Origin of the sequence: Salinimicrobium aquimaris, from assembly GCF_035607535.1 — a bacterium.
Classification (GTDB): Bacteria; Bacteroidota; Bacteroidia; order Flavobacteriales; family Flavobacteriaceae; genus Salinimicrobium.
Genome location: NZ_JAYDZX010000003.1, coordinates 63,487 through 87,171, shown reverse-complemented (window position 1 = coordinate 87,171; position 23,685 = coordinate 63,487). Strand labels below are relative to the sequence as shown.

General features: G+C 41.4%; 20 protein-coding genes. 5 read left to right on the top strand and 15 right to left on the bottom strand.

Annotated elements, in window-relative coordinates; genetic code table 11:
• Position 1: 1 nt before the first annotated feature.
• The 14 genes from VR862_RS06565 to VR862_RS06500 all read right to left on the bottom strand — a co-directional run bounded on the left by VR862_RS06565 (position 2) and on the right by VR862_RS06500 (position 17,317).
• Positions 2-283: a helix-turn-helix domain-containing protein gene (locus tag VR862_RS06565; protein ID WP_097055097.1), complete on the bottom strand. Its 282-nt coding sequence runs from the start codon at positions 281-283 to the stop codon at positions 2-4.
• A gap of 97 nt (positions 284-380) precedes the next feature.
• Positions 381-1,058, bottom strand: a complete 678-nt coding sequence (locus VR862_RS06560) for a hypothetical protein (RefSeq protein ID WP_143544416.1) — start codon at positions 1,056-1,058, stop codon at positions 381-383.
• Positions 1,059-1,761: 703 nt separating this feature from the next.
• A complete protein-coding gene (locus VR862_RS06555) occupies positions 1,762-2,778 on the bottom strand; it encodes a sodium:calcium antiporter (RefSeq protein WP_097055095.1) in 1,017 nt (338 codons plus the stop codon).
• Between the two features lie 12 nt (positions 2,779-2,790).
• Positions 2,791-3,528: a ZIP family metal transporter gene (locus tag VR862_RS06550; RefSeq protein ID WP_097055094.1), complete on the bottom strand. Its 738-nt coding sequence runs from the start codon at positions 3,526-3,528 to the stop codon at positions 2,791-2,793.
• Between the two features lie 101 nt (positions 3,529-3,629).
• Positions 3,630-4,421 carry a cation efflux transmembrane domain-containing protein gene (locus tag VR862_RS06545; protein ID WP_097055093.1) on the bottom strand — a complete coding sequence of 264 codons (792 nt, stop codon included), beginning with the start codon at positions 4,419-4,421 and terminating at the stop codon, positions 3,630-3,632.
• Positions 4,422-4,449: 28 nt separating this feature from the next.
• The gene (locus VR862_RS06540; protein WP_097055092.1) at positions 4,450-5,337 is read right to left on the bottom strand and encodes a cation diffusion facilitator family transporter; all 888 of its coding nucleotides are present in this window, start codon (positions 5,335-5,337) and stop codon (positions 4,450-4,452) included.
• A gap of 29 nt (positions 5,338-5,366) precedes the next feature.
• Entirely contained in the window at positions 5,367-6,539 is a 1,173-nt protein-coding gene (locus VR862_RS06535) for an efflux RND transporter periplasmic adaptor subunit (protein WP_097055091.1), read from the bottom strand.
• A gap of 4 nt (positions 6,540-6,543) precedes the next feature.
• Positions 6,544-10,890: a CusA/CzcA family heavy metal efflux RND transporter gene (locus tag VR862_RS06530; protein ID WP_097055090.1), complete on the bottom strand. Its 4,347-nt coding sequence runs from the start codon at positions 10,888-10,890 to the stop codon at positions 6,544-6,546.
• Between the two features lie 80 nt (positions 10,891-10,970).
• Positions 10,971-11,291: a DUF6660 family protein gene (locus VR862_RS06525; RefSeq protein WP_097055089.1), complete on the bottom strand. Its 321-nt coding sequence runs from the start codon at positions 11,289-11,291 to the stop codon at positions 10,971-10,973.
• A gap of 61 nt (positions 11,292-11,352) precedes the next feature.
• Positions 11,353-11,565: a GDCCVxC domain-containing (seleno)protein gene (locus tag VR862_RS06520; RefSeq protein ID WP_097055088.1), complete on the bottom strand. Its 213-nt coding sequence runs from the start codon at positions 11,563-11,565 to the stop codon at positions 11,353-11,355.
• Positions 11,566-11,575: 10 nt separating this feature from the next.
• Positions 11,576-12,922: a dihydrolipoyl dehydrogenase family protein gene (locus tag VR862_RS06515; protein WP_097055781.1), complete on the bottom strand. Its 1,347-nt coding sequence runs from the start codon at positions 12,920-12,922 to the stop codon at positions 11,576-11,578.
• Positions 12,922-13,515 (bottom strand): mercuric transport protein MerTP, encoded by a 594-nt coding sequence (merTP, locus tag VR862_RS06510; RefSeq protein ID WP_097055087.1) that lies wholly within the window; start codon positions 13,513-13,515, stop codon positions 12,922-12,924. The genes VR862_RS06515 and merTP overlap by 1 nt, the downstream gene beginning before the upstream one ends.
• Positions 13,512-13,880 (bottom strand): ArsR/SmtB family transcription factor, encoded by a 369-nt coding sequence (locus VR862_RS06505; RefSeq protein ID WP_097055086.1) that lies wholly within the window; start codon positions 13,878-13,880, stop codon positions 13,512-13,514. The genes merTP and VR862_RS06505 overlap by 4 nt, the downstream gene beginning before the upstream one ends.
• 173 nt (positions 13,881-14,053) lie before the next feature.
• Positions 14,054-17,317, bottom strand: a complete 3,264-nt coding sequence (locus VR862_RS06500; RefSeq protein WP_097055085.1) for a type ISP restriction/modification enzyme — start codon at positions 17,315-17,317, stop codon at positions 14,054-14,056.
• 85 nt (positions 17,318-17,402) lie between these two features.
• On the opposite strand from VR862_RS06500, the gene VR862_RS06495 reads away from it, so the two are divergent.
• Both VR862_RS06495 and VR862_RS15605 read left to right on the top strand, forming a co-directional pair.
• The gene (locus VR862_RS06495) at positions 17,403-17,561 is read left to right on the top strand and encodes a hypothetical protein (protein ID WP_179670484.1); all 159 of its coding nucleotides are present in this window, start codon (positions 17,403-17,405) and stop codon (positions 17,559-17,561) included.
• Positions 17,528-17,704 carry a helix-turn-helix domain-containing protein gene (locus VR862_RS15605; RefSeq protein WP_097055084.1) on the top strand — a complete coding sequence of 59 codons (177 nt, stop codon included), beginning with the start codon at positions 17,528-17,530 and terminating at the stop codon, positions 17,702-17,704. Before VR862_RS06495 ends, VR862_RS15605 begins: the two co-directional genes overlap by 34 nt.
• A gap of 496 nt (positions 17,705-18,200) precedes the next feature.
• Here the strand turns inward: VR862_RS15605 and VR862_RS06490 are convergent, their stop codons facing one another.
• Entirely contained in the window at positions 18,201-19,328 is a 1,128-nt protein-coding gene (locus VR862_RS06490) for an MBL fold metallo-hydrolase (protein WP_097055083.1), read from the bottom strand.
• A 308-nt stretch (positions 19,329-19,636) separates the two neighbouring features.
• On the opposite strand from VR862_RS06490, the gene VR862_RS06485 reads away from it, so the two are divergent.
• The 3 genes from VR862_RS06485 (at position 19,637) to VR862_RS06475 (ending at position 23,682) form a co-directional block, all read left to right on the top strand.
• Complete coding sequence (locus tag VR862_RS06485) at positions 19,637-20,461, top strand: universal stress protein (protein ID WP_097055082.1); 825 nt, start codon at positions 19,637-19,639, stop codon at positions 20,459-20,461.
• Positions 20,462-21,284: 823 nt separating this feature from the next.
• Entirely contained in the window at positions 21,285-22,625 is a 1,341-nt protein-coding gene (locus VR862_RS06480; protein ID WP_097055780.1) for a TolC family protein, read from the top strand.
• Position 22,626: 1 nt separating this feature from the next.
• A complete protein-coding gene (locus VR862_RS06475; RefSeq protein ID WP_097055081.1) occupies positions 22,627-23,682 on the top strand; it encodes an efflux RND transporter periplasmic adaptor subunit in 1,056 nt (351 codons plus the stop codon).
• Positions 23,683-23,685: the final 3 nt, after the last annotated feature.

Genomic DNA, 23,685 nt, shown 5'->3' with positions numbered 1-23,685 from the left:
CTTACTTTTTAAGTACGGTTAAACATTCCATCAATTCACTCCTTTTGTAGTACCGGCGGTTAGCAATGCCATAGGCTTTTACTTTGCCTTTGTTGGTCCACGCCCACAGCGTCGAAGAGTTGATTTTTAGGAATTGACATGCTTCCTCCCGGGTAAGAAGCTCATCATTTGCCTGCTCGTTAGTTAATTCCTTTTTAAACGCTTCAAGTTGGCGCTTTACATCTTGAGAAATAAGGTCCACCAACTTATCTGTAGTGGTGCCCTGTAAAAAAATGTTTTCCATTTGACTTTTGATTTAATTGATAAGCCAAATGTGCTGCAGTAAGTTTGGTACTCATTGCCGTACCAGTACGGTTTCAGTACGGTTTATTGAAAGGGATTTAAATGGATTCGATTTGAGCTATAAAATCATGACATACTTCAATATTCTTTACCTGACAATAGGCGTATATGGTTTTAAGCTTATCCGGGCTGGAGTAGAGGTTCTTATTACCAATAGTACTGTTATTGATGGTCTCGGAAAAATAAGGACGATCAGTTTCTTTAAAACCTAATTTTATAGCCATTTTCGTGAAGTGACCTTTCTCCTGCTTGTATTTTTCATAAAGTTCCTGAGCTTGACCAGTGGCAAAAGTTATCCCTATTTTAAACCAGGTGGTACGGGTAATTTTTTCATCTAAATCGATCTCTGGTTTTGGCAAAGGCTTTGTTTCTCCCATTAAGATGTTCATTAATCTTTTTTGAAGGTACTGCCGGTAGAATTCCACTCTCTTCCTTCCGTCAAAGTCTACAGTTTCTAAAGGAATTCTATTTAACTTATAAATTTCCTGGTTAATAAAATCAATTTCTGTGATTTCTATTCCGTCTTTGGTCACTCCCGAATAATATAATTTACTGCTCCCTGAAGAATCCTCTATTTTGCTTCGCTCATGACTATAATTGTAAAGGTAATTCTCAAATCTTCGAGTAAAAAATTCCTCTACGTGATTGATATCTTTCCAGAATAAAAAATAGGAGTGAAAAATTATACCATTTGGGATATTAAGTTTTAAACTCATAGTAGTGGTTTTATTTACTGTTGCGGATGTATGGTCCTTTTTGATATACTCGCAGATGCTACTGCAGTTGCTTCGCCGTTGCAAAAAAAATTATCCTGAAGTAATTAGCAAACGAAACAGTTCATTATTAGCAAGATTAGTGCTGGTTAAGCCGTTGCTATAACAGTTGCTACTCTTTGGCAAAAATAGATATTCTGCGGAAAAAAGCAGCCTGGTAAGATTATATTCAAAAAGCCTTTCACATGATTGCTTTTCCTCATTCAGTTTCTGAATTTTCAGATAAATACCTGCCGTTGCAACCGCTGCAACCGGTGCGGTTGACTCACGGTTGCAACCGCTACCAATGTCACGGTTGATTTACGGTTGAATTTACGGTTGCTACGGGTGATTCGGCGGAGCTATGTTTTTATAAAGTACTGAAAATCAACAGTTGTATCTTTTTTCATTACCGTTGCAAGCGTTGTTTGATTGAAACTGCTTTTTTCCTTAAAATCGAAGGTCTTTTTTAAACAGGAGGGAAAAAGGAAGTGAAATAAATACATAGATCGCGAAAACGCTTCCTAAGGGTAAGTTTATATTGGATCCTAAACAACTATAGAATGCCAGGAACAGAACCATGTCCAACTACCTATATTCCTTCGGAACTCGAATTCAGGATCCGGTATTAAAGTGACGGTTCATGATGTGTGTATTGCATACATGATCAATTATTCATGATATTTAGTACCCCAAAAAGAACAACTGCTATGTAAACGAGCAACACACCTCCAAGGGTAACGACCTGCCACCGTTTAAAACCATGTCCGCTTTTCTTGCTGCCCATATGAATAAAAGCGGCATAAAGAATACCTACTAATCCTACAAAGCTCAAAACCGTCACAAATAAGGTAAAGTTGCTTACCGGCAGGCCCACCAAGGCCAGAGGAAAAAAGGCTACGGTAAGCGTAACGGCATGATCTCCTATGACGCTGGTGACACCCGAAGTTATCTGACCACTTTTAGCTACACTCCAGGTAGCAAAAACTTCGGGCAATGCAGCCATTGGAGCTGTAATAAATAAACCACCCACTATTTGTGCTAATCCAAAGGAGGAAACCAGGTTTTCTGTAGCACGAACTGTGAAAAAGGCGCCTAAACCTAAAGCAACCAGGCCTGCTACCGCTAACCAGATCTCCTTTTTCTTCCATTCCACTTTTTCCCTTTCTTTTTTTCCTCTAAGGAGAGCCTGAGCAAGAAAAGCGATATACATTCCCAACATTATCCAGCCATCCACGGGCTGTAATCCTCTCCAGGCAGAAGGAACAGTTAGTATAGCTACTACTGCTACAATTACCAAGTATGGTAAAGCCTGGACTGTTACGGCCGTGGGATCTACTTTTAGGAGGTGCTCCTTCTTGTGCTCCTGGTGTCCTTCATCTTTGTTCTTATTTTTTAGATGCCTGGTCGCAATGTAAGCGGTTATGACCATTAAAGGAATAGCAATAACATTAGAGCCAAACATGGTCCCCAGACCAATATCTCCCACGCCGGTTACTGCACTGGTGATATTAATTCCTATTTCAGGACTTGCTGCTGCCAAACCAATTAAGGCCCCGCCGGCAGCTACCGAAAAGCCCCATTGTTTTCTTAACTTTTTCAAAGGTTTTGACAAGTGCTCCGCACCCCAGTGCGCTGCCCAGACAGCTGCAATCAGAACTAAAGCCCATAACCAGATATTCATAGTCTATTTTTTTTAGCCTTCTAAATAAACCGTTAGCAATGCGAACAGGGAAAAACCTGAAGTCAAAAGAACAGAAGCATAGACAGGATCGGGTTTACCATGAGCTTCTGTTAAAATTTCTTCGATGGCGACGCTGAGCAGGATACCGGCAGTAAATGCCAGCAGACTGAATTTAACTAAATCACCACTGTTGCGCATTGTCCAAAAACCAATTGTAGCGCCGAGGAGAATAGGAATTGTAAAACCGGCTGCAAGTAAGTAGCGCATTTTCTTAGGTACTCCCTTGCTCTTGAAAGTGGCAATTGTGGCAAAACCTTCCGGGATATCTGCAGGTACCTGCCCCAGGGCGAGAAGGAGCCCCAGAGACACTGATACAGTAGATCCTGTACCTATCATGATGCCATCGCTAAAAAGATCAATGGCAACTCCCAAATAGATCCCCCAGGCAGATCCCGTTGCCTTGCCTTCACCTCCGAACCGGTCTTTAATGAAATGAACCGCTTTTTCCAGAAGAAGAAAAGTGAAGCCTCCTCCCATAAAAGCTGCAATGGGAATCCATGGTTGCTCTACTTCAAGTGCAGTAGGCATTAATTCTAAACCTACAACAGCGAGTATTATACCTGCAGCGAAGTGAAGCGCCAAATTCAAGGTTTTTTCGGAAACATTGATCCACTCTGCCAGCAAACCGCCTGAAAAATTCCCCACGGCAGGCATAGCGGCAAGTAATAAAACCATTAAGAATTCGCTCATTTCCGGTAAAAAAGAGGGTTTTGTACTCTAAATTAACCATTTACATCCTGCTCCTTCTTAAACTTCTGTTATAAAGTCGCGGCTTTCCAAGTCAACCCGCTCTACTTTGATAATTTCAAAATTCGAAGAGCGCCTCGCATGACAAATGAAAAAACAATGCCTCCAATAATTAAATCGGGCCACTTACTGTCGAGGAAATACACGAGAACTCCGGCCAGTATTACTCCACCGTTTACAATGATATCGTTGGAAGTGAAAATAGCACTGGCTTGCATGTGAGCCTCATCGCTTTTAGCTTTGTTAATGAGCCAAAGAGAGATCAGATTTCCGGCGAGGGCAAAAATGGAAACAAATATCATCCACTCGAACAGAGGCATATCGGTACTTGAAAAAAATCTTCTCAAGACCTCTGCAAATCCCACCAAAGCCAGTCCCATTTGTAGATAACCACTTATTCCTGCTATTCTCTTTTTTCTTCCTATAGATGTTCCCACAGCGAACAGACTTAGCGCATAAACAAAGGCGTCTGCAAGCATGTCCAGAGAATCGGCAATAAGACCCATTGAGTTTGAAATTAATCCGGTGGTCATTTCCAGAAGAAAGAACCCGAAGTTGATTCCGAGTACCCACCACAAAATTTTCTTTTGATGGGAATCATCTGAGGGCAAAGGCAAGACAGCTTCAGTTGTTTCCTCAAGTCTGTCATTTAAACCCAACTGGCTAATGGCGCGGTGGATTTCATTCCCATTCCCTGTATGATATACTTCGAGTTTTCTCCGATTAATATCGAATTCCAGATGCTTTACCTGGTCAACCGGTTCAAGTTTCATTCTTATCATCTGTTCCTCGGAAGGACAGTCCATCTTTTGGATAGTGAAAATGCTTTTATTCATACTTACGTCAAGCTTTAGTAAATTAGTTTTAGTGACTCTTCAGCATCGGGCATTTTTCCTTATCGAGTTCTAACTGAAACGTATGATGGCTAAAATCCCACTCTTCCACAGACTCTATAGCCTTCTGCCGCACGTCATCTATTTGATCGAAGTGGCTGATCTTTTCCAGGACCAGGTGAGCGGTTAGCACATGGTGTTCCCCATCCAGGGACCAAACATGCATGTGATGAATAGAATTGACGTGATCAACCTGCTGTAGCTGCTTTTTGACTTCCTGCATATCCAATCCTTCCGGAACCCCCTGCAGAAGCAGATGAAGGGTGTCTTTAAGTCTTCTGCCGACACCCCATAAGATGTAAAGCGTAATACCCAGCGAGAGGATTGGGTCCAGAATGTACCAGTCTTTAAACTGCAGAATAATAGCCACAATAAGAACAGCGACCCATCCCAATACATCTTCCAGGAGGTGCCAGCTTACAACCTTGTCATTTAAAGATTTTCCTCCACTTACCTTCCAGGCAGCATAACCGTTTGCCAACACTCCGAGGATAGCGAAACCGATCATGTACTTTGAGTCAACAGCCTCCGGATTCTGGAGTCGGGAAATTGCTTCGTAAATAATATAAATAGAACCCGCTACAAGAACAACAGAATTAATTAAAGCACCCAAAAGCCTGAAGCGGGCATACCCGAAGCTAAATTCGTCTGTAGCCCCCTTTTTATTAGCCTTACCCTCTATATACCACGCAAGCCCGAGTGACAAACTATCTCCCAGGTCATGCAAGGCATCAGAAATGATTGCGACGCTATTGGTAAGAAATCCTCCAATGATCTCGATAATGGTAAACCCAACATTTATGAAAAATGCCAGCTTAAGATTCTTTCCAGAACTTTCGTGAGAATGATCGTGACCCATATCTGTTGTTTTTTCTAAATTACTTAAAATTAATGGCTGTGTCCACCTTCTCCCTTTTGCATCTCCGCCATAAGATAGTAGGCATTGTTATAGGCAAATCTCATGTTCTCTGGAAGATCTTTTATTAGCTTTACTTCAACCCATTCACCTTCATCAGTCCCGGTAATAACTTCCACAGGTCGAAAGCTCCACGCATCTCCTTCCTCTTCTGCAGTAAAAGCATAAAATTTACCACCTTCTCTAACTATGGCAGATTCGGGTAAGGCTGTTGTTTGTTGATTGTCAACCGCAATTCGCCCTCTTACATACATTCCCGGAACAAGATTTTCAGGCCTGTCGATGATTTCCGCATGAACATGAACTGCTTTGGGATCCTGCTCAAAGTTCTTGCTTACAGAAATTATTTCCGCGGTCAATTCAGTTCCTGGTAATGATTCGATAGTGAAAAATACTTTCTGTCCTTTCTCCACTTTTGCCACATCTTTTTCAAAGACCATAAAGTCTACATGAACATCTTTCGTATTGATAAGCTCAAACATTTCAGACTGCGCCTGTACAAATTGGCCTGTTTTAATGTTAACCGATTGAACAGCTCCATCTATAGGGCTTCTAACCGCAATCCTCTGCTGGATATTTCCATTTTGGATAGTTTCAGGATTGATGTTCAATTGTTGCAACTGAGCCTTAAGCCCTGCCACCTGTCCCTTTAGGCTTTCCAGTTCTGCCTCGGCACGCTGAAAGATTTGCCCTGAACCCACTCCGGCTTCGTACAATTTCTTTTGCCTTTGGAACTCTTTTTCCTGATAATTCAGACTGTTTAAGGCATTCAAAAATTGCGTTTGTATCTCGATGATCTCCGGGTGCTCGATATAGGCTAATACATCTCCACGCTGAACTTCATCTCCTTCGATCACTGTTATTGATGATACATTACCTCCAATAACTGGAGTGACTGCAGCCTGGCTTTGAGGAGGGACTTCCAGCTCTCCATTTGCCTGTACATATCCGCTCATTAACCTGGTTGTAAGGCTGTCAATCTTCATGTCAAGCACATCGAACTGCTGTTGTGACAGCATAGCTTCCTTGACCGTTTCTGTTTTTGCAGGTTCAGCTTCTTTTTTCTGTGTCACCTCTTTTTCAGTATTTTCCCCGCAAGACAGTAGGAGGAGAAACGGAAGTATATATATTGTTTGAAATCTCATTTTTTTAGTTTTTTCCTGTTAGGTAAAATTGTAATTCTGCAAGGGCTATTTGATAATTTTCAAAAGCTTTGAGCGCCTTAATTTCTGACTCCATTGCATTGTCTAAATTCTGAATAAAAGCCACATATTCAATGGCACCTTCATTAAAGGCGAGTAATGATCCCTCCCGTTGTTCCTTCAGCAAGGGAAGGACTTCATCCCTGTAAAACAACCAGGAAGATTTCCATCGCTTATAGTTTCTCAAGGCAATTTCAAAATCAGATTTTATCTGGTCTTTCTTAAAACCGGCAGCTCTTTGTGCAATTTCCTTTTCTATTTTTGCCGTTTTAACTTCCCCGTGTGCAGCTCCTGAAAGGATTGGAATAGATATTCCGGCCTGATAGTTATAAAAACCGGTTGCTCCATTTACTTTTTGAAGTCCGTACTGAACACTGAAATCAGGTAGAAAATTAGCCTTTTCTGCAGCATAAGCAGCTTCTGCCACCGCAACCTTCTTTTCTGAAACTTCCAGAAGAGGGTGATCCTCAGGTAGATCTCCGTAAAGGAAAATTTCATCGTCCAAAATACCTTGAAAATCATCCGGGACATCAAAGACTTCTTCATCTCCCAACCATAGATTGAGCTTTTGCAAGGCTGTTAGGTAGTCCATTTCGGCCTGTTGCAAATCAACCGAAATTTGGCTGACTTTATTTTTGGCTGTCAGCATTTCTAATCTTGAGATGGCCTCTACATCGTACCGAAGATTTACGGCCTGTTCTAATTTTTGGTACAGGGAATCCAGTTCCTGAAATAACAGATACTGTTGTTTTGCCGAAAAGGTACGACTCCAGGCTATTTTCACCTCCTGTGCCACCTGAAGTTGAGACAGTTCATAGGCTTCTTCGGCAAGGGCAATTCTTTTGTTGTAAAGCTTAGTTTTAGAAGGTATCCCTAATAAATCAATCCCTTTCTGTTGAACGCCAATAGTCGTATATATTCCACCGGCATCTCCAAGCTCTTCTCCACCCGTAAATACTTCAGTTTCCCCAAAATCCCAGGCAGATTTTTTCAGAGCTTGCTCCTGGTCAATTTGGGACTTCTCATTTTTCAGAAGTGGATAATTCCGGAGGGCTAACGATACTGCTTGCTCCTGAGTAATCTCTTGAGACAATTCCATTGTTTGACCGCTTAAACCAGCAGGTAAAAGGAACAGGACAAGAATTAAAGCAAAAGATCCACCCATTGAAGGTTTAAATTTTAATTTGCCAGACCTTGATTCAACCCATCTATAAAGAATAGGCAAAATGAATAAAGTGAGCAGGGTAGAGGTAATTAAACCTCCTATAACCACAGTTGCCAGTGGCCGTTGCACTTCTGCTCCTGCCGAGCTCGAAATGGCCATAGGCAGGAACCCAAGCACATCGGTAAGAGCTGTTAGCAAAATGGGACGGATTCTGCTTCTTGTTCCAAGACTGATCCTTTCATTTAGATTTTTCACACCTTCTTCTTTTAATTCATTGAAACTGCTAATAAGTACAAGGCCGTTTAAAACCGCCACTCCAAACAATACAATAAAGCCAACCCCGGCAGAAATGCTAAAGGGCATGTCCCGCAGCCATAAGGAGAATATCCCGCCAATAGCTGCAAGTGGAATGGCTATGTAGATCATGGTGGTTTGCTTAAAGGATTTGAGAGCAAAAAAGATCAGGATGAAGATGAGGAGCAGGGCGATGGGAACTACAATTTGCAGTCTCTTGCTTGCTCTTTCAAAATTTTCAAAAGCCCCACCGTAGCGAATGTAATAGCCGGGCGGTAGTTCAAACTCAGCGTCCAGTTTGGTCTGTATATCTTCCACCACAGACTTCACATCACGATTCCTGATATTTACTCCCACGTATGTACGGCGGTTGGTATTATCCCTACTAATCTGCATCGGGCCGGGCTGATAACTTATTTCAGCCACTTCTTTCAGTGGTATCTGACTACCTGAAGGTAAGGTTACATACAAATTCCTGATATTCTCAATACTTGTTCTTTCTTCTTCCTGTAATCGCACTACCAGGTCAAATCGTCTTTCTCCTTCAAAAATAACTCCCGCATCTCCGCCTGCAAAAGCCGATTGGATAAGGGAATTTAACTCCTTGATCTGTAAACCGTATTGCGCAGTTTTATTCCTGTTATAGTTGACCGTGATCTGCGGTAATCCGGCCGTGGCCTCTACTTTCATATCGGCAACTCCTTCTACAGTAGAAATAATGTTGCCCATCTCCTGCGCCTTACTTGCCAGAACCTCCAGATCTTCACCATAAAGTTTGACTGCAACATCTTCCCTCACCCCGGTAAGAAGTTCGTTGAACCGCATTTCTACTGGCTGGGTAAATTCATAGCTAACGCCGGGAATAATACCGATGGTTTCTTTGATCTTTGCAATAAGTTCATCCTTAGAATCGGCAGAAGTCCATTCATCTTTATCCTTTAGAATGATAAAGCTGTCTCCAATATCCATAGGCATAGGATCTGTTGGGACATCAGAAACTCCAAAACGAGTGACGATCTGTTCTATTTCCGGAAACTCGTCCAGAAGAAGCTGTTCAATTCTTGTGGAGGTCGCGATTCCTTCGTCAAGAGAACTTCCCGGTTTAAGGATAATGTGGAAAGCGATGTCCCCTTCATCGAGCTGCGGAATAAATTCCCCTCCCATTTTGGTGAACATGAACGCTGCCAAAGCGAATAGAGTTATAGCGGAGCCGAGTACAATTTTCCCTCTTTTTAAAGATTTGTTTAATAAAGGCTCATATTTATTCTGAACCCAACCTACAAATTTATCGCCATAGGATCTCTTCCGTTTTTTACTTTCCTTGAGAAAGAGAGCAGAGATCATTGGAACGTATGTCAAACACAAGATCATGGCGCCCAGCATGGCGAAAATAAAGGTAAGTGCCATTGGCTTGAACATCTTGCCTTCAACCCCTTCCAGAGCAAGAATGGGAAGAAAAACGATGAGAATAATAAGCTGCCCAAAAAAGGCAGAATTCATCATCTTTTTGGCTGAAGATGCGGCTATATTATTTCTCTCAGCCTTGTTTAATTCGCCTCGTTTCTTCATGCGCTGATGAATTGTAAAAACAGTACTTTCTACAATGATCACCGCTCCATCAACTATAATCCCAAAGTCTATTGCCCCCAGACTCATCAGGTTTGCCCAGACGTCGAAAAGGTTCATAAGAATGAAAGCAAACAGGAGGGAGAGGGGAATTGTTGAGGCAACTATTAAACCTCCCCGCCAGTTCCCCAGGAGCAGCACCAGAACAAAAATGACGATTAATCCTCCTTCGAGCAGGTTTTTTGTAACTGTGGAAGTGGTGTCACTAATAAGTTCACTTCTATCCAAAAATGGCTTTATGGAAACACCTTCAGGAAGGGATTTCTGAATCTGTTCGATCCTGTCTTTTACATTGTCGATTACTTCATTGGAATTGGCTCCTTTCAGCATCATGACCATTCCACCAACGGCTTCTCCCTGTCCATTTTTTGTTAGTGCTCCATAACGTACGGCACTTCCTATTCGAACATCAGCAACATCTGCAACTGTTATAGGTACTCCTCCGGAAGTGGTGACGACAATCTTTTCCAGATCCTCCACACTTCGTGCAAGTCCTTCGCCCCGTATGAAGTTTGCCTGATGGTTCTTTTCGATATAAGCCCCACCGGTATTCTGATTGTTATTTTCAAGGGCGGTAAAAACATCAGAAATGGAAAGTCCAATAGCTTTTAGTTCGTCCGGATCTACAGCAACTTCATATTGCTTTATCATTCCGCCAACACCGTTCACTTCTACAACTCCCGGCACCATAGCCATTTGTCGGCGTACAATCCAATCCTGAATTGTTCTCAGCTCAGTGGGGGAGTAGTCATCCTTGAATTCTTCTTCTACTTCCAGGGTATATTGGTAAATTTCACCAAGTCCCGTAGAAATAGGTCCCATGGAAGGTTGTCCAAAACCTTCGGGAATTTCATCTTTTACGGCATTCAGTTTTTCACCTACTAATTGCCTGGGGAGATAAGTGCCCATGTCGTCTTCAAAGACAATGGTTACAACGGAGAGTCCGAACCTGGAAACTGAGCGAATCTCTGTTACACCCGGCAAATTACTCATAGCAATTTCAACGGGGTAGGTGACGAACTGCTCGATGTCTTCAGTTCCTAAATTGGGTGCCTGGGTAATCACCTGCACCTGATTATTTGTGATGTCTGGTTGGGCATCTACGGGAACCTGGAAAACGCTCCAGATCCCTGCACCAATTAACACCACTGTGAGTAGACCAATAATAAATTTATTATTGATCGAAAAATCAATGATCTTATTAATCATACATGATAATTTAATTCAGTTTGTAATAAATTCTCTGGCCGGGGCCAGTGACAAAAGGATATAGCTATCCTAAAACTGAATTAAATACGGGGAGGCTGGAAGTGAGAAAAGGCAATTTCCTTGCCTGCACTCTCTCCAAACAAGGGTGTCAAAAAGGGCATTTTTGGCTCAAATACTTCGAAGCTACTTGTTTCGAATCTCACCACATGCACATGGCAGCAGTGACATTGGCAAAAAGGAGGACAGTCATCTGAAGTACCATGCTGGTCGCCTTGCTGATCCTGGTCTACTTCCAAACTCACGAAGATAGTATCCTGACTTTCGGATACAGCTGTGTCATCACAGGGTATAAAGTTTAGCCCCAGGAAATAAACAGATAGTATGACTGCGATAAATTTCACAATGCAAAGGTAAAAAAAGAACTTAGAAGCAAAGCTTATAAAATTCTTAATTGATTAAGTTTCATTTGCTACAACAAGAACGAGACTCCTGGATTGGTGGACATTGTACAGAACCGTAACTGCAAAAAACACAGCAATCACCTTCCAATGGCTTTACTACGGTTCCACAGCTGGCGCATTCGTGAAAGAATTGGCATGCATCTGTAGGCATGGTTTCTTCCTTGGATACATTGCAGTTCGGGCAAGTGAGAATAGACTTTAAAATTGTCTCCATATCGGATTTTTTATAACATTGATGTGATATCCGAACCCATTGTGGGGTACGCATAAATCATTTTCTTTAAATCTTGTACTGGTATCGATTTGTAAATAGCAAGAGAGAAAAAATTAATTGTTTCCTCAACTCCCGGACCAATTAAATGTGCACCTACTAAAGTTCCACTCTCGGTGTCTATGATGGTCTTGAAGGCATATTCTTCGGTGTTTAATCGCTTCGCATTAAACCATTCCGGGACCGCTTTGCTATTTACTTTTACATTAATTCCGGCCTTTTTGGCTTCCTCTTCTGTTAAACCTACTGAAGCCATTGGCGGTAGGGTAAAGACCACTGAGGGCATGGGTGGATACTCTGCCTTTCTGCTATTTCCTTTTATAATATTGGAAGCAATAATATGACCTTCATAAACGGCTACTGGTGTTAACGGTAGTCCATTGCTGTCGGCAGCGTCTCCGGCAGCATACACGTTGGGATTTGCAGTGCTCTGTAAAAACTCATTGACCTCAATCCCCCTTTTGTTTGAAGCAACAGATCCAGCCTTAAGATCTAGGTCATTGATATGAGGCACTCTTCCTGCACTGTTAAAAACTGCTTCAGCCATAAATTCTACTTCAGAACCATTTTTTTCACCAACAACAGTAAAACCTTTTGTTTCTTTTTTGATTCCGGTAACGTTTGTTTCAAGCACTAATTTTATGCCCATCTTCTGTGTTGCTTCAGACAAATGCTGAACTATATCCCTATCAAAATTTTCCAGAGGTCGTGGTCCCCGGTGTACTATGGTAACTTCGGCCCCACATCGCCTGGCGATATGTGCAAATTCAAAGGCAATATAACCGCCGCCTATAAATATCATGGACTTTGGCAGCTCCTTCAGGTTGAGAAAATCTGTACTGGTCAAAGCGTAGTTACCGCCTTCAAAAGTTAGTGTACGTGATCTGGCTCCTGTGGCAATAACAATTTTATCTCCTTTTAAAACTTGCGATTCAATTTCAACTGAATCATTGCTTAAAAAGCGAGCAGCACCGTGATAGGTGTCTATATCATTGTGTTTGTATCCTTTTTCGATTTTCCCGGGCATGGCATTTACGAATTCCTGCTTAAAAGCCATGACGTCTTTCCAGTTAACTTCAGGAACAGTATCAATACCTTTTCCCGCCAATCGTTGAGCGAAGTCTCTCACTTCGGTAGCACCAATGATTATTTTTTTTGGGTCACATCCTCGAAGCGCACAAGTTCCTCCATAGGGTAGTTCATCAGTTACAGCGACTTTTAAACCTTTGGATGCACATTTATTGGCAACTGTCATACCCGACATGCCCGAACCTATTACTATTACATCATATTGCTTCATCATCTTTCTATTTTTGTGACTTTGTCTCCAGTTCGTTCAATAGCTGCTTTTACTTCTTCAACGTTCGTGAGTGAACTATCGAATTCAACAACCGTATTACTTTCTTCGTAAGAAACTTTGCAGGTGACAATCCCGTTTAGCTTGTTAACTTCAGATTTTACATGACCCTCACAGCCTGTGCAGGTCATACCACTCACAGAGAATTCTACCGTTTGAATATTTTTTTCCTGAACAAAAACCACTTCTTTTTCATCAGAAGGATAAAAAGCTTCAGCATAATAAGGAAAAGCCAGGCTCAGAATAACAAAAACAGTCACTCCAGTCAAGAATTTACGGGACTGGAAAAAGGAAGATCGGGAATTGCTTTCACAGCCGCAGTCATCGTCTGTAGACTTCAGGTTCAAATACCAGGCGAATCCCAAAGCAACTATTGAAATTGCTACAAGTGGCCATCTAAAAGGCTCCAGCCATGCAAAAGCACCTGCCATGCTTCCTGTTCCTGCTGCTATAGCAAGTATGGGAGCAATACAACAAAGAGAACTGGCAATACCAGTTAAAATACCTACTCCAATAAAGCCGTTTTTTGTCTTCATATAGCTTCAGGTTGATGTGTTATTAAATTGAAAAAGGGAGCAAGGAGTTCCCGATGGTCATTCCGAAGAGAATAAAATATGGTCTGACCTTCTTTTTCCGCTTTTACAAAATCCCTATCCTTCAATTTTCGCAAGTGTTGCGAAACTGCCGGAATGGTCATGTTCAGGATGTCACTTAGATCACACACACATAATCTTTCTTCTGTTTGCAGGACATAAAGAATCTTTAGCCTTACACTGTTACTCACCAGGGAAAGCTTATCTGTTAGGGCACTCACAGCCTCTTCGGCTTCGGAAAGTTGCTCCTGACAACGTTTGATCTGGTCAAAATCGGCTTCTTTACGTATGCAGTTGATATCTTTCATTTCACAAAAGTAATAAATTATTTAAGCAAGTTCTTAAATAAGCTCCAAAATTGAAGATCAAAGCGAACCGGAAATTAGGTCAGGTTGAAAAGACATCCTCTCAGATGCATGATATGCCGTGGCAGCATCTATGTTAAAAGTAATACTGCCGTTTACCTATCTCTATGATTTACCTATTGTTCCACACTCATTTCTTCGACAATCACTCCAACTTCATCAATCTCCTTCATCAGCCTATCAGTCTCGGTTAGCGCAACGATCATTTTCTGATAGTGCAGGATATCTTCAAAGCTTAATTCCCGGCCTTTGCGATCTTTTAACCACTTTTGTGCCGGTTGGTAGCCGCCGATGTAGAATTCCCAGGCAATCAGGGGCACATTGTCAAAATATTGCTGGTCATTGATCCAAACTTTTCCATGTGTTTCCGAATCCGGTTCGTAGCCGGGGCTGTTTTTGGTGATCTTACGGGTGATGATATTATCACCATCTTCAGGATAACCGGTAATTCGCTTCTCCAAAAGCGGACTTTCCAACAAATGCAGCTCACGTATTTGCCCTCCCAACTCTACAAGCTTCCAGAATTGATCAGCATCCTTTGGATAAGGGACCCTCGGAAAATCTATTTTTAGAAACTCCTTGTATTTCTCCCGGTATTCCGGGGAATGTAGAACTGCATATATGTAATCAAGAATATCTATAGGGGAAAAAGTACCATCCAAACCAGCTTCTAAATCGCAGACAAGGTTTTCCTCTGGAAGGAAAGCATGATTTATTCGTTCAGCTACTTTTCCAATAATTTCCTCATTAAGATTGGGAACCCGATTTTCCTGTTTGTCGTCTATTGTTTGTTGATTAGAAGTTTCTGAATAGAGGTATAATGGAAAGAGCATTCCTCCACCTCTATAATACAGATTAAAGTCGGTTATTGAGTTTGTTACAAATGATAAGTTCCACGGCATTGAACCTACAGCTTGGCCCTGACGACCTATTACAAGACCATAATTTTGTTTTCCTTTTAAAAAATGTCTCATTATTTGATTAACAGGCCACCCGATGAACCCCTTAGACTTACCAGTAAAATAGGTCCACCTCTTATCAAATGGCCGATATTCACATTGTACGAAGTGTTGATCGTCAAGCCCAAATTCAAGTACATTCTGTTTTACGAACTCCACCTTTCCATCACGACTTTTCCAGCTCACATTGTTGTATTTGCTCACGATTTCTTTGTTGTCGAGGGTGTAGACATCGTTTATCACGTGCTGTATATCTTCTTTAGTCGGCTGAAAGGCCATAGCATCTCTTTTACTGACTATGCCATTTCCGCTCAGGGTGAAAATTTCATTCATTGAGAAACCGCTTACATATTCTTCCTCAGTTTTAAAATCCTTCTGCATCATGAAATACATTGGAGATTTATTTACGAGGTCTACGAATGGAATTGAACCCAAATCTTCTTTAAGTAGAAAATCGTACTTAAACTCACGTTTTCCGTATAAATCGTAATGATAAACTTGACCTAAAGTGTCATTTTCTTTTTTTCCTGTTTTCACAAATATGTTGATGGAAACACCCTGCATAATATCAAAAATGTTTTCATCAACAGAACCGTCAGGAGCTGTTTCTTTTTTCTTGGAGTTTCCATGGAGATCGATTACATATAGCTGATCGTACGTCCTTAAAAGGTTGTACCGCATTCCACGAAAGGTGGGGTTGTCTAAATATCCATGAGGATTAATAAAAGCTAATACTCCTTCACCATTCCGTTCTATAAAGTATTGACCGAAACGAAGAAACTTTACGTAATCATCATTAATCCATTTAGAATTTTTTTCTTTTAGTCGTTCTTTTCCTCCTGGCTCTTTTTTATAATCCTCCATTAAATCTAAAATCCATTCCCCTTGATTTGAGCTTTCACCACTATAGGGTGGATTTCCAATGACGCACATCACTGGAGTGTCTCTTTTGATTGCATTAGCCTGATCAGCTTCATCGGAAAGCCAGGAGCTGAAAAGGGTTCCCGTGTCCGGGTGCGCTTCTTCAAGGGAATTAGTCAGAAAGATCCTGAAGCGTTGATCATCTGTGGGTTTGTAGCCGGTTTCAGTCAGCAACATATCCATTTTGAGATGGGCCATAGCGTAACTTGCCATCAGCAATTCAAAGCCGTTTAGGCGGGGAATCAAATGTTCCGTAGCATAACGCGTCCAGATGCCTTGTTGGCCTTCAAATTTCTTGTGGATCTGCCGTACAACTTCAGCCAGGAAAGTTCCGGTTCCGGTGGCGGGATCGAGTATCTGCACTTTATGGACTTCCTGCTCATAATCACGCATTCCGCCGGCATACCGCTTGTCATGAGTGGGAACTTTAACGGTGATCTTTGTTTTACTGGTATCTGCTAAACCTTGAGGGAGATTGAATTCGTCTTTTAGAATATCATCAACTGCTCGCACAATGAAGTTTACCACCGGTTGTGGTGTATACCACACTCCTCGGGTTTTTCTAAGGGCAGGATTGTATTCACCTAAAAAAGTTTCGTAGAAATGGACTACCGGATCATCTTGCTTAGTGCTTTTTCCGAAGTTCTTCATGATCTTTGAGACATCTGAAGCAAGAAAAATGCTTACCAACTCCTCTACAATCCACACAAGTCTATCATCCAGGTCAAAACCGGCAATGTCCTGGAATAGTTTCCGGAGGAACGGGTTACTCTTGGGTATAAGCTGTGCTGCTTCCATGCGTGAAAAAGTTGGCAGAGTAGGATCGTGGTACCGCGCTGCAAACATTCCGTAGGCAATGGTTTGCGAATAGATATCGGCAAAGGACCTGTTGGTGATATCGTGAATAAGCATTTGCTTGAAGGAGATCATTTGGGACTTTAGATTTGACCTTTTTTCCTTCTCATCATCATTATCTAAAGACTTTTCAATGACATCGGCCATTAATCTCGCTTTTCCAGCCATCATTTTAGCAAGACGGGTAGGGGACTTAATGCTTTGACTAACAACTAAAGCAAAATCGGAAATGAGGTGCGTAAAATGCTCGAAATTACCCGGTAAAGGTTTTATCTCACCAGCTTCCAAACTGCCAAGGGATATTTCAGTTACAAATTCACCTTCCCTGTAAAACCTGAAGTTGAGATAGTCGGTAATTATAAGATTGGTAAGACCTGCTTTGTACCTTTCGAATTGCTCCTTTAGACCTTTAGAATCTAAATCCACCCCTATATCCTTTGCTTCAACATAACCTACAGGCACACCTTTGCGTGAAAGCATATAATCTGGAGCACCACAACTCACCCTGGCTGGTTCATTTGTCACAAGGATACCTGGTAAAAGAGTAGATAACAAGGTTTGAAGATCTCCGCGGTAGGAGTGTTCTCTTGCGTGGCCGGTAATGTAAAGTCTATTGAGGTGGGAGAGGTATTCGGCTATGGTCATTCTGGAGTTGGTTTGGTCTTAACTGTAAATCTATTAATATTCTGTTAAAGAGAAGGACGGGAAACCGTAAATTGGATGCTAAAAAATGAAAAAACAAGCCATTCAATTCTATGAAGTAGACCCGGAGGAATTTAAAAAAGAAATTCTGGAAGGGGTAGAGAAGCTTCTTGTAGAATTTTCAAAAAAGTGTACCCCTAAAGAGCCTGAAGTATGGTTAAGCCGAAAGATGTATCGGAGCTTTTAGGGATTTCCCTAGTAACTCTTTATCAATGGGGAAAGTTGGGGGTTTTGAAGCCTTACAAGATCGGAACCAGGGTGCGATACAGGCAATCGGATATTGAAGAAACACTATTGAACTCGAATAGATCTGCCCGGGATAGTAAATAGTCTCTAAAGATCAGAGTATGCAAGAAATGCAGGAAATGCAGGTTTATAAAAGTTTGATATTTTTTTCAGGACGGGAATAAATAGAGACAAATTTCCTAAATTGCCACAACTTCTTGATGCACACTTGGCGTGCCGGAGGGCTGAGACATATTTAAGGTGGCAGTGGGTAATTTTATTTTCAGTTTTGCAGAACACTTATAGGCTTTGGATTTTCGAACGAATCTTGAGGTGCAGCTGTGAATAGTCTACAACCTGAAACCTGCCCGTAAATCCCTATACAGAATAAAGCTATATCTATATTGTGAATTGAGTACAGAGTATAAAAATCTTCAAAAGCTGCAATAACAAATTCTTTTACTTTATTTTTTACTTTCCGAAGAAGGCTTCCACAGAAATGTGATTATTCCTTTTATCATATAAGACTTAAGGCAGTTATCTAAAACTAAATCACCAACAATCCAACTACTTCCTGCAATTACTACTTCATTTTTGGTGTTTATTTTAATTCTTTCCACCACTCCGTAAATTTCTGGTTACTATCGTTAAGATTAACAAGTTCACCTATCACCGGTGTTACCAATGGTATTCCTATGCTTTGATTAAGCCTGGACATTTCATTTAAGGGCTCATCCCAATCGTGCAGCGCCAGATCAAATTTTGATGAATGAACGGGCATCAATCTTTGGGCTTTTAGATCCAGGGCTGCCTGCAGGTTTTCCCCGGGAAGAAAATGGATTTCTTGCCAGGCTTCATTGTACTGCCCGTTTTCTAAAATTGCCAGATCTATAGGGCCATGTAACTTTCCAATTTCTTCAAAATGTTTGTCGTAACCACCATCCCCACCAATGAAAATTTTATGGGTTGGGGTTTCGAGCAAGTAAGACATCCAAAGAGAGGCATCCCTCTTAAATCCCCTTCCGGAAAAATGCCGGGCCGTGAGTCCGTAGATTTGTATTCCTTTCTGCGGTTCAAGTTTAGTATCCCAATCCATCTCCATTATTTTCTCCGGCTCGTATCCCCATTTCTCTAAGTGAGCTCCTACACCCAGACCACAAATTACATATTTGACTCTGCCCTTCAGCTTTTTCATGGTTTCGTAATCCAGATGGTCGTAATGATCATGGCTAATGAAAAGATAATCGATTTCCGGAAGGTCTTCCGCAGTGTAAACATTTGTTCCCTTGAATGCTTTCGTGGAACCCGGAATAGGTGAAGCATTTGCACTAAACACGGGATCTACCAAAATTTTTATGCCATCAGTTTGAATGAAGTAAGATGAATGCCCGAACCAAACCAGCCAGTCGCCATTAGGAAGATTTTTGAGATTTGTTTGGACAGAAGGTATAGTGCTTTTAGGTGTGGATTTGGAACTCTTTCTAAAAAGAAAATCAAACATTACTTTACCCATTGAATGGCCTTCTGTAAGTGATGGTGTATAAGAACGGTTCTTAAAAGAACCATCTTTATAATTAGGAGATTTTTTTATCATTTCAAGCCTTTTTCCTGTGGGCGTTGCTCCAAACTTAGGATGCTGCATATATAGTCCTACGATTAATGCAAGGACAACTACAATAGATAAGAGTGCGATCATAACACGGCTAAACAGTTTTAAGGCTTTTTTCATTAATATCTTCTTTTTCCGTAAAAACAAAACAGACTAATTTTTTGACGGGCAAAGTTAGGTATTCTACACCTTTTGGAGTAGGCAAATTACCCCCGTCCCGATTCCTTTCAGTTCAGGTTTAATCTGCGTTATTTTAAAATCCTGAAATAAGCAGCCAGCCGGTTCCTTAGATTAAAGTTGTGCAACTCTGAACGGAAGGGGCGAAAACGGTAAGGAATAAATAGTGAACCATGGTGATCAGCTTTTTTAAGGAGATAATCCTTATTTTTATAGTGCATGTTATATATCAATGTCTAAACTCCCTTAATATGGAATCAATCATAGTATCTACAGATTTTTCTAAGGAAGCAGAAAATGCTATGGAATATGCCGGTGCGTTGGCACAGAAGACCGGGATGAAGCTTGTTTTATTCAACTCCTTCAGACTTCCACTTCATACTGCTAATTCTCTGCTTCCTGCCACAGGGATCCTCAAGCTGGAGGAAGGCAACCGCAGGTTGCTAAAACAAAAAGCAGAAATACTTAATGATCGATACGGGGTGGAAGTAGCAATTGAAACAGATTTTCTTTCAGAAGTTGAAGATAAGCTGGAAAACCTTTTTGTGAAAAATAAGGCTGCACTGGTCGTCATGGGAATGGCCCCGAAATCTGTAGAACAGGATATTTTTGGCAATACAACTACCTCTGCCATTTTTAAATTGAAGTACCCTGTTCTTGCCGTGCCTGCTTCTGCTTCTTTTGGAAAGATGGACAATATTCTCTTTGCCTGTGACGATATACAAAAGGTTGAGAAGGGAATTATTGAAAAAATAAAGTACCTGAACCGGCTCATGGAGGCAAGACTGGAGGTATTCCATGTTGAGGATAACCCTGGGGAGGAAGGAGGTAAAGCTGTGCTGGAGGAAATTCCTGAACTCGAGGATGTGAATTACTCGGTTAAGAACCTGAATTCAGAAAATGTAATTAGGGCCATTAAAAAAGAAATAGAGCATCTGGATGCAAAACTTCTTATAATGGTCCCACGGCGCTATGGTTTTTGGGAATCGGTGATCCACAGAAGCAAAACCAGGGTAATGGCGTCGGGGCTTTCAATTCCGTTATTGACCATTCCCCAGTTAAAAGAGAACGTATAGCTATACCTAAATCAGGAAATAAATTTAGCCCTTAATTCATAAGAACGTAATCTTGCGATAGGGTCTGTCATCCTAACTTAATCATGATTTCTTCGAGTGAGAAATCTTTGCAAAGGTCTCTAACTGTTGCTGTACCATTTCTGGTGTACCTGCAATAAATATGGGAGGGTTTTTGATCCGGAGGAGTATTTTTCCAATTCCGGAAGTCTCCATTCACCCCCCTTAGCAATTTCTTTTTAAACCCTCGATTTTTAATAGAAATGATCCTGCTGTATTTTAGCAATTGGGCAAATTTAAAGCAGGAGTTGAACTATTATAGATCGATAATCTCATTGCGAGGGTGTTTGTAAACCCGCAGGGAGAGGTGGATAATTACTCTCATTAAATGCACACAACATATTCAACACGTGAACTCTCTAATTTAATAAGTTTAATTTAGAGGATAGAACCATTCAGCATGAACCGGTAATTCATCCAGGATTTCAATCAAGGTCGAAGTTTGTATTAGCTGCACATTCTTGAGTAAAATTATACTATATCCAGTCCAAATATGTCTTTCTTTTATCCACTATGAGTCAAAATCCCGCTTTTAATCAGTAAAGCAACAATTCAAACAGAGTTAAGTCTACACCCTCTGTTATTCCCAAACATACTTCTCCTCATATTCAATATTCATCAAAAATGACACTACCTCTAGCTAATTCGCAGTGAAATCTTAAAGATGGATCCCCTTGAAATTTTCTTTGAAAAACTTGGAAACTTTATTTGTCTTTTAGTGTTTTTTGGCCTTATCTTTGCATCCGCATTAAAAAAAATAAGTGAAATGAAAAAGTTATTAATAGGTTTGCTTTTTACTACCAGCTTTGCCTTTGCCCAGGATCCCGTGGAGCTGGATCTAAATGAGGCGGTGGCTTATGCGCTGGAGCATAAAGCAGAAGCCGAAAAAGCTCGGTTAGACATCAGGAAAGCAGATGCACAGATCGCCGAAATAAGGGCGAGAGCGTTGCCTAACCTTTCAGGAAGTGCAAACACAACATATAATCCTCTTTTACAGGAGAATGTTTTGCCTGGCGAAATTTTTGGATTACCGGGGCAGGATATATCTGTGGCTTTTGGGCAGGAGTGGACTTCTAGTGCGAATGCCCAATTAACCCAGGCCGTGTTTAATCAACAGGTGTTCACCGGACTTAAAGCTGCAAAATCCACCAGGGAGTTTTATCAGCTTAACGCTCAACTCACCAATGAAGAGATCATTGAAAGAGTAGCTACTGCTTATTACCAGGTGTACCAGGCACAGGAAATGTTGGAGAATATCCAATCCAATCTGGAACTTACCGAACAAACGGTAAACATCGTGAAAGGGCTATTTGACAACGGCCTTGCCAAGAAGATCGACTATGACCGCAGCACTGTAGTACTTAATAATTTACGAGCTAACAGGCAGCAGGTGGTCAATACGGTTGAGCTTAGCGAAAATGCACTCAAGTTCATGATTGGAATGCCTATAGTTCAGGAAATAAGGCTTCCGGAGCAAACTTTTGCACCTACTATTTTACCTGAAACCAATATTGGTTCAGATGAAAGAACAGAATTGCAGCTGTTGAACAAGCAGATAGAGCTGCTAAACTGGCAGAAAAAAGCTACCCAAGCTGAATATTACCCTTCCCTTTCACTTTTTGCCAACTACGGCTGGCTTGGTCAGGGAGATACTTTTCCGGTAGGTAATGGAGAAGATAAAGGTGTTTACTGGTCTGATCTTGCAGCGGTAGGTGTGAACATAAATATTCCCATTTTTAACGGAGGGGCCACCCAAGCCAGGGTGCAGCAAAACCAGATCGATATCGAAAAAGCTCAGCAGGACCTTCAGGAAACTCAGCTGGCACTGGACCTGGCTTATGCCAACGCGGTTGCACAGCTTGAAAATAATTTGCTAACCATCCAGGCCCAACAGGAAAACGTGGCATTGGCCAGAGAAGTGCTGGAAGACACCCAGAACAACTATGGACTTGGACTTGCAAGCCTCAACGATTTACTGGACGCAGAGCGGGACCTTTCCGCAGCAATGAACAACCTTACCAACGCCCAACTTGACTATAAACTTGCCGAAGTGCAACTCTTAAGGTCACAGGGAAAATTAGAAACGCTTACTAATAATACATTATAAAATGAAAAAGAAATCTATAATAACAATCGTTGCTTTAATAGCTGTTGCTGCTATCTTTTTTCTGATCCTTCAGAATAACAAAAGCAACAACGAAGCAGAACTTAGCATTGTGGCTCAAGAGAATACAGAAGTCTCCGTAAGGACAGCTTCTGCCCAAAGAGAAAGCATCAGTGGTAAATTTACGGTTAACGGAACCTTTCAACCCGAAACCCGTGCAAATATTTCAGCAGAAATGGGTGGTCAGGTAGTGGGGATTTACGTGCAAGAAGGTGATGAAGTAAAAGCCGGCCAGGTGATTGCGAAACTCTCAGGAGATAAAATAAATGTGAATTTAAATAATGCAAAAGCAAATCTTGACAACGCAATTTCTACTCTTGAAAGGTATGAAGCAGCTTTTAAAACCGGAGGTGTTACCGCTGTACAGCTCGACCAGGCTCGCTTGCAGGTTCAAAATGCCAGAGCTCAATTTGACTCTGCCAATCTTAGTTCGGGTGATACCAATGTGCGTTCAAAAGTAAGCGGCATTGTGAACGAAAAAATGGTGGAACTGGGAATGGTTGTAGGCCCTGGTACACCTATTATTGAAGTTGTGGATATCTCCTCTCTAAAGTTGAGGGTTGAAGTAGATGAGGCAGTGGTAAGTCGCATTCGGGTAGGGGACACTGTTCAGGTAGTGCCCAGCGTCACCAAAGATACCATTAGCGGAAAAATAACTTTTATAGCTCCAGCCTCTAACGGAGCATTAAAATTCCCGGTGGAGATCATTGTAGAGAATTCTGAAAGAACCAGAAGAGCCGGAATGTATGCAACTGCTGTGTTCAATGAATCGGGATTGGATAATGTTCTAACTATCCCCAGAGAAGCTTTTGTGGGTAGTGTAAGTGACAATCGTGTGTTCGTTTTAGAAAACGGAATAGCGAAGTTAAAAGAGATTCAGACAGGGATTAACTACGGTAATAAAGTAGAAGTAACTGCAGGGCTAAATGAGGGTGATATAGTCGTGAGTAGTGGACAGATTAACCTTACCGACAATACTGCGGTAAAAATTCTAAAGTAAGAA

Bases quoted from the DNA above. Each gene is read 5' to 3' on its own strand.
- VR862_RS06555 (WP_097055095.1), bottom strand. From the start codon at position 2,778: ATGAATATCTGGTTATGGGCTTTAGTTCTGATTGCAGCTGTCTGGGCA.
- VR862_RS06550 (WP_097055094.1), bottom strand. From the start codon at position 3,528: ATGAGCGAATTCTTAATGGTTTTATTACTTGCCGCTATGCCTGCCGTG.
- VR862_RS06530 (WP_097055090.1), bottom strand. From the start codon at position 10,890: ATGATTAATAAGATCATTGATTTTTCGATCAATAATAAATTTATTATT.
- VR862_RS15605 (WP_097055084.1), top strand. From the start codon at position 17,528: ATGGTTAAGCCGAAAGATGTATCGGAGCTTTTAGGGATTTCCCTAGTA.
- VR862_RS06560 (WP_143544416.1), bottom strand. From the start codon at position 1,058: ATGAGTTTAAAACTTAATATCCCAAATGGTATAATTTTTCACTCCTAT.
- VR862_RS06515 (WP_097055781.1), bottom strand. From the start codon at position 12,922: ATGAAGCAATATGATGTAATAGTAATAGGTTCGGGCATGTCGGGTATG.
- VR862_RS06485 (WP_097055082.1), top strand. From the start codon at position 19,637: ATGGAATCAATCATAGTATCTACAGATTTTTCTAAGGAAGCAGAAAAT.
- VR862_RS06545 (WP_097055093.1), bottom strand. From the start codon at position 4,421: ATGAATAAAAGCATTTTCACTATCCAAAAGATGGACTGTCCTTCCGAG.
- VR862_RS06475 (WP_097055081.1), top strand. From the start codon at position 22,627: ATGAAAAAGAAATCTATAATAACAATCGTTGCTTTAATAGCTGTTGCT.
- VR862_RS06480 (WP_097055780.1), top strand. From the start codon at position 21,285: ATGAAAAAGTTATTAATAGGTTTGCTTTTTACTACCAGCTTTGCCTTT.
- VR862_RS06505 (WP_097055086.1), bottom strand. From the start codon at position 13,880: ATGAAAGATATCAACTGCATACGTAAAGAAGCCGATTTTGACCAGATC.
- VR862_RS06495 (WP_179670484.1), top strand. From the start codon at position 17,403: ATGAAAAAACAAGCCATTCAATTCTATGAAGTAGACCCGGAGGAATTT.
- VR862_RS06520 (WP_097055088.1), bottom strand. From the start codon at position 11,565: ATGGAGACAATTTTAAAGTCTATTCTCACTTGCCCGAACTGCAATGTA.
- VR862_RS06490 (WP_097055083.1), bottom strand. From the start codon at position 19,328: ATGAAAAAAGCCTTAAAACTGTTTAGCCGTGTTATGATCGCACTCTTA.
- VR862_RS06540 (WP_097055092.1), bottom strand. From the start codon at position 5,337: ATGGGTCACGATCATTCTCACGAAAGTTCTGGAAAGAATCTTAAGCTG.
- VR862_RS06565 (WP_097055097.1), bottom strand. From the start codon at position 283: ATGGAAAACATTTTTTTACAGGGCACCACTACAGATAAGTTGGTGGAC.
- VR862_RS06535 (WP_097055091.1), bottom strand. From the start codon at position 6,539: ATGAGATTTCAAACAATATATATACTTCCGTTTCTCCTCCTACTGTCT.
- merTP (WP_097055087.1), bottom strand. From the start codon at position 13,515: ATGAAGACAAAAAACGGCTTTATTGGAGTAGGTATTTTAACTGGTATT.
- VR862_RS06500 (WP_097055085.1), bottom strand. From the start codon at position 17,317: ATGACCATAGCCGAATACCTCTCCCACCTCAATAGACTTTACATTACC.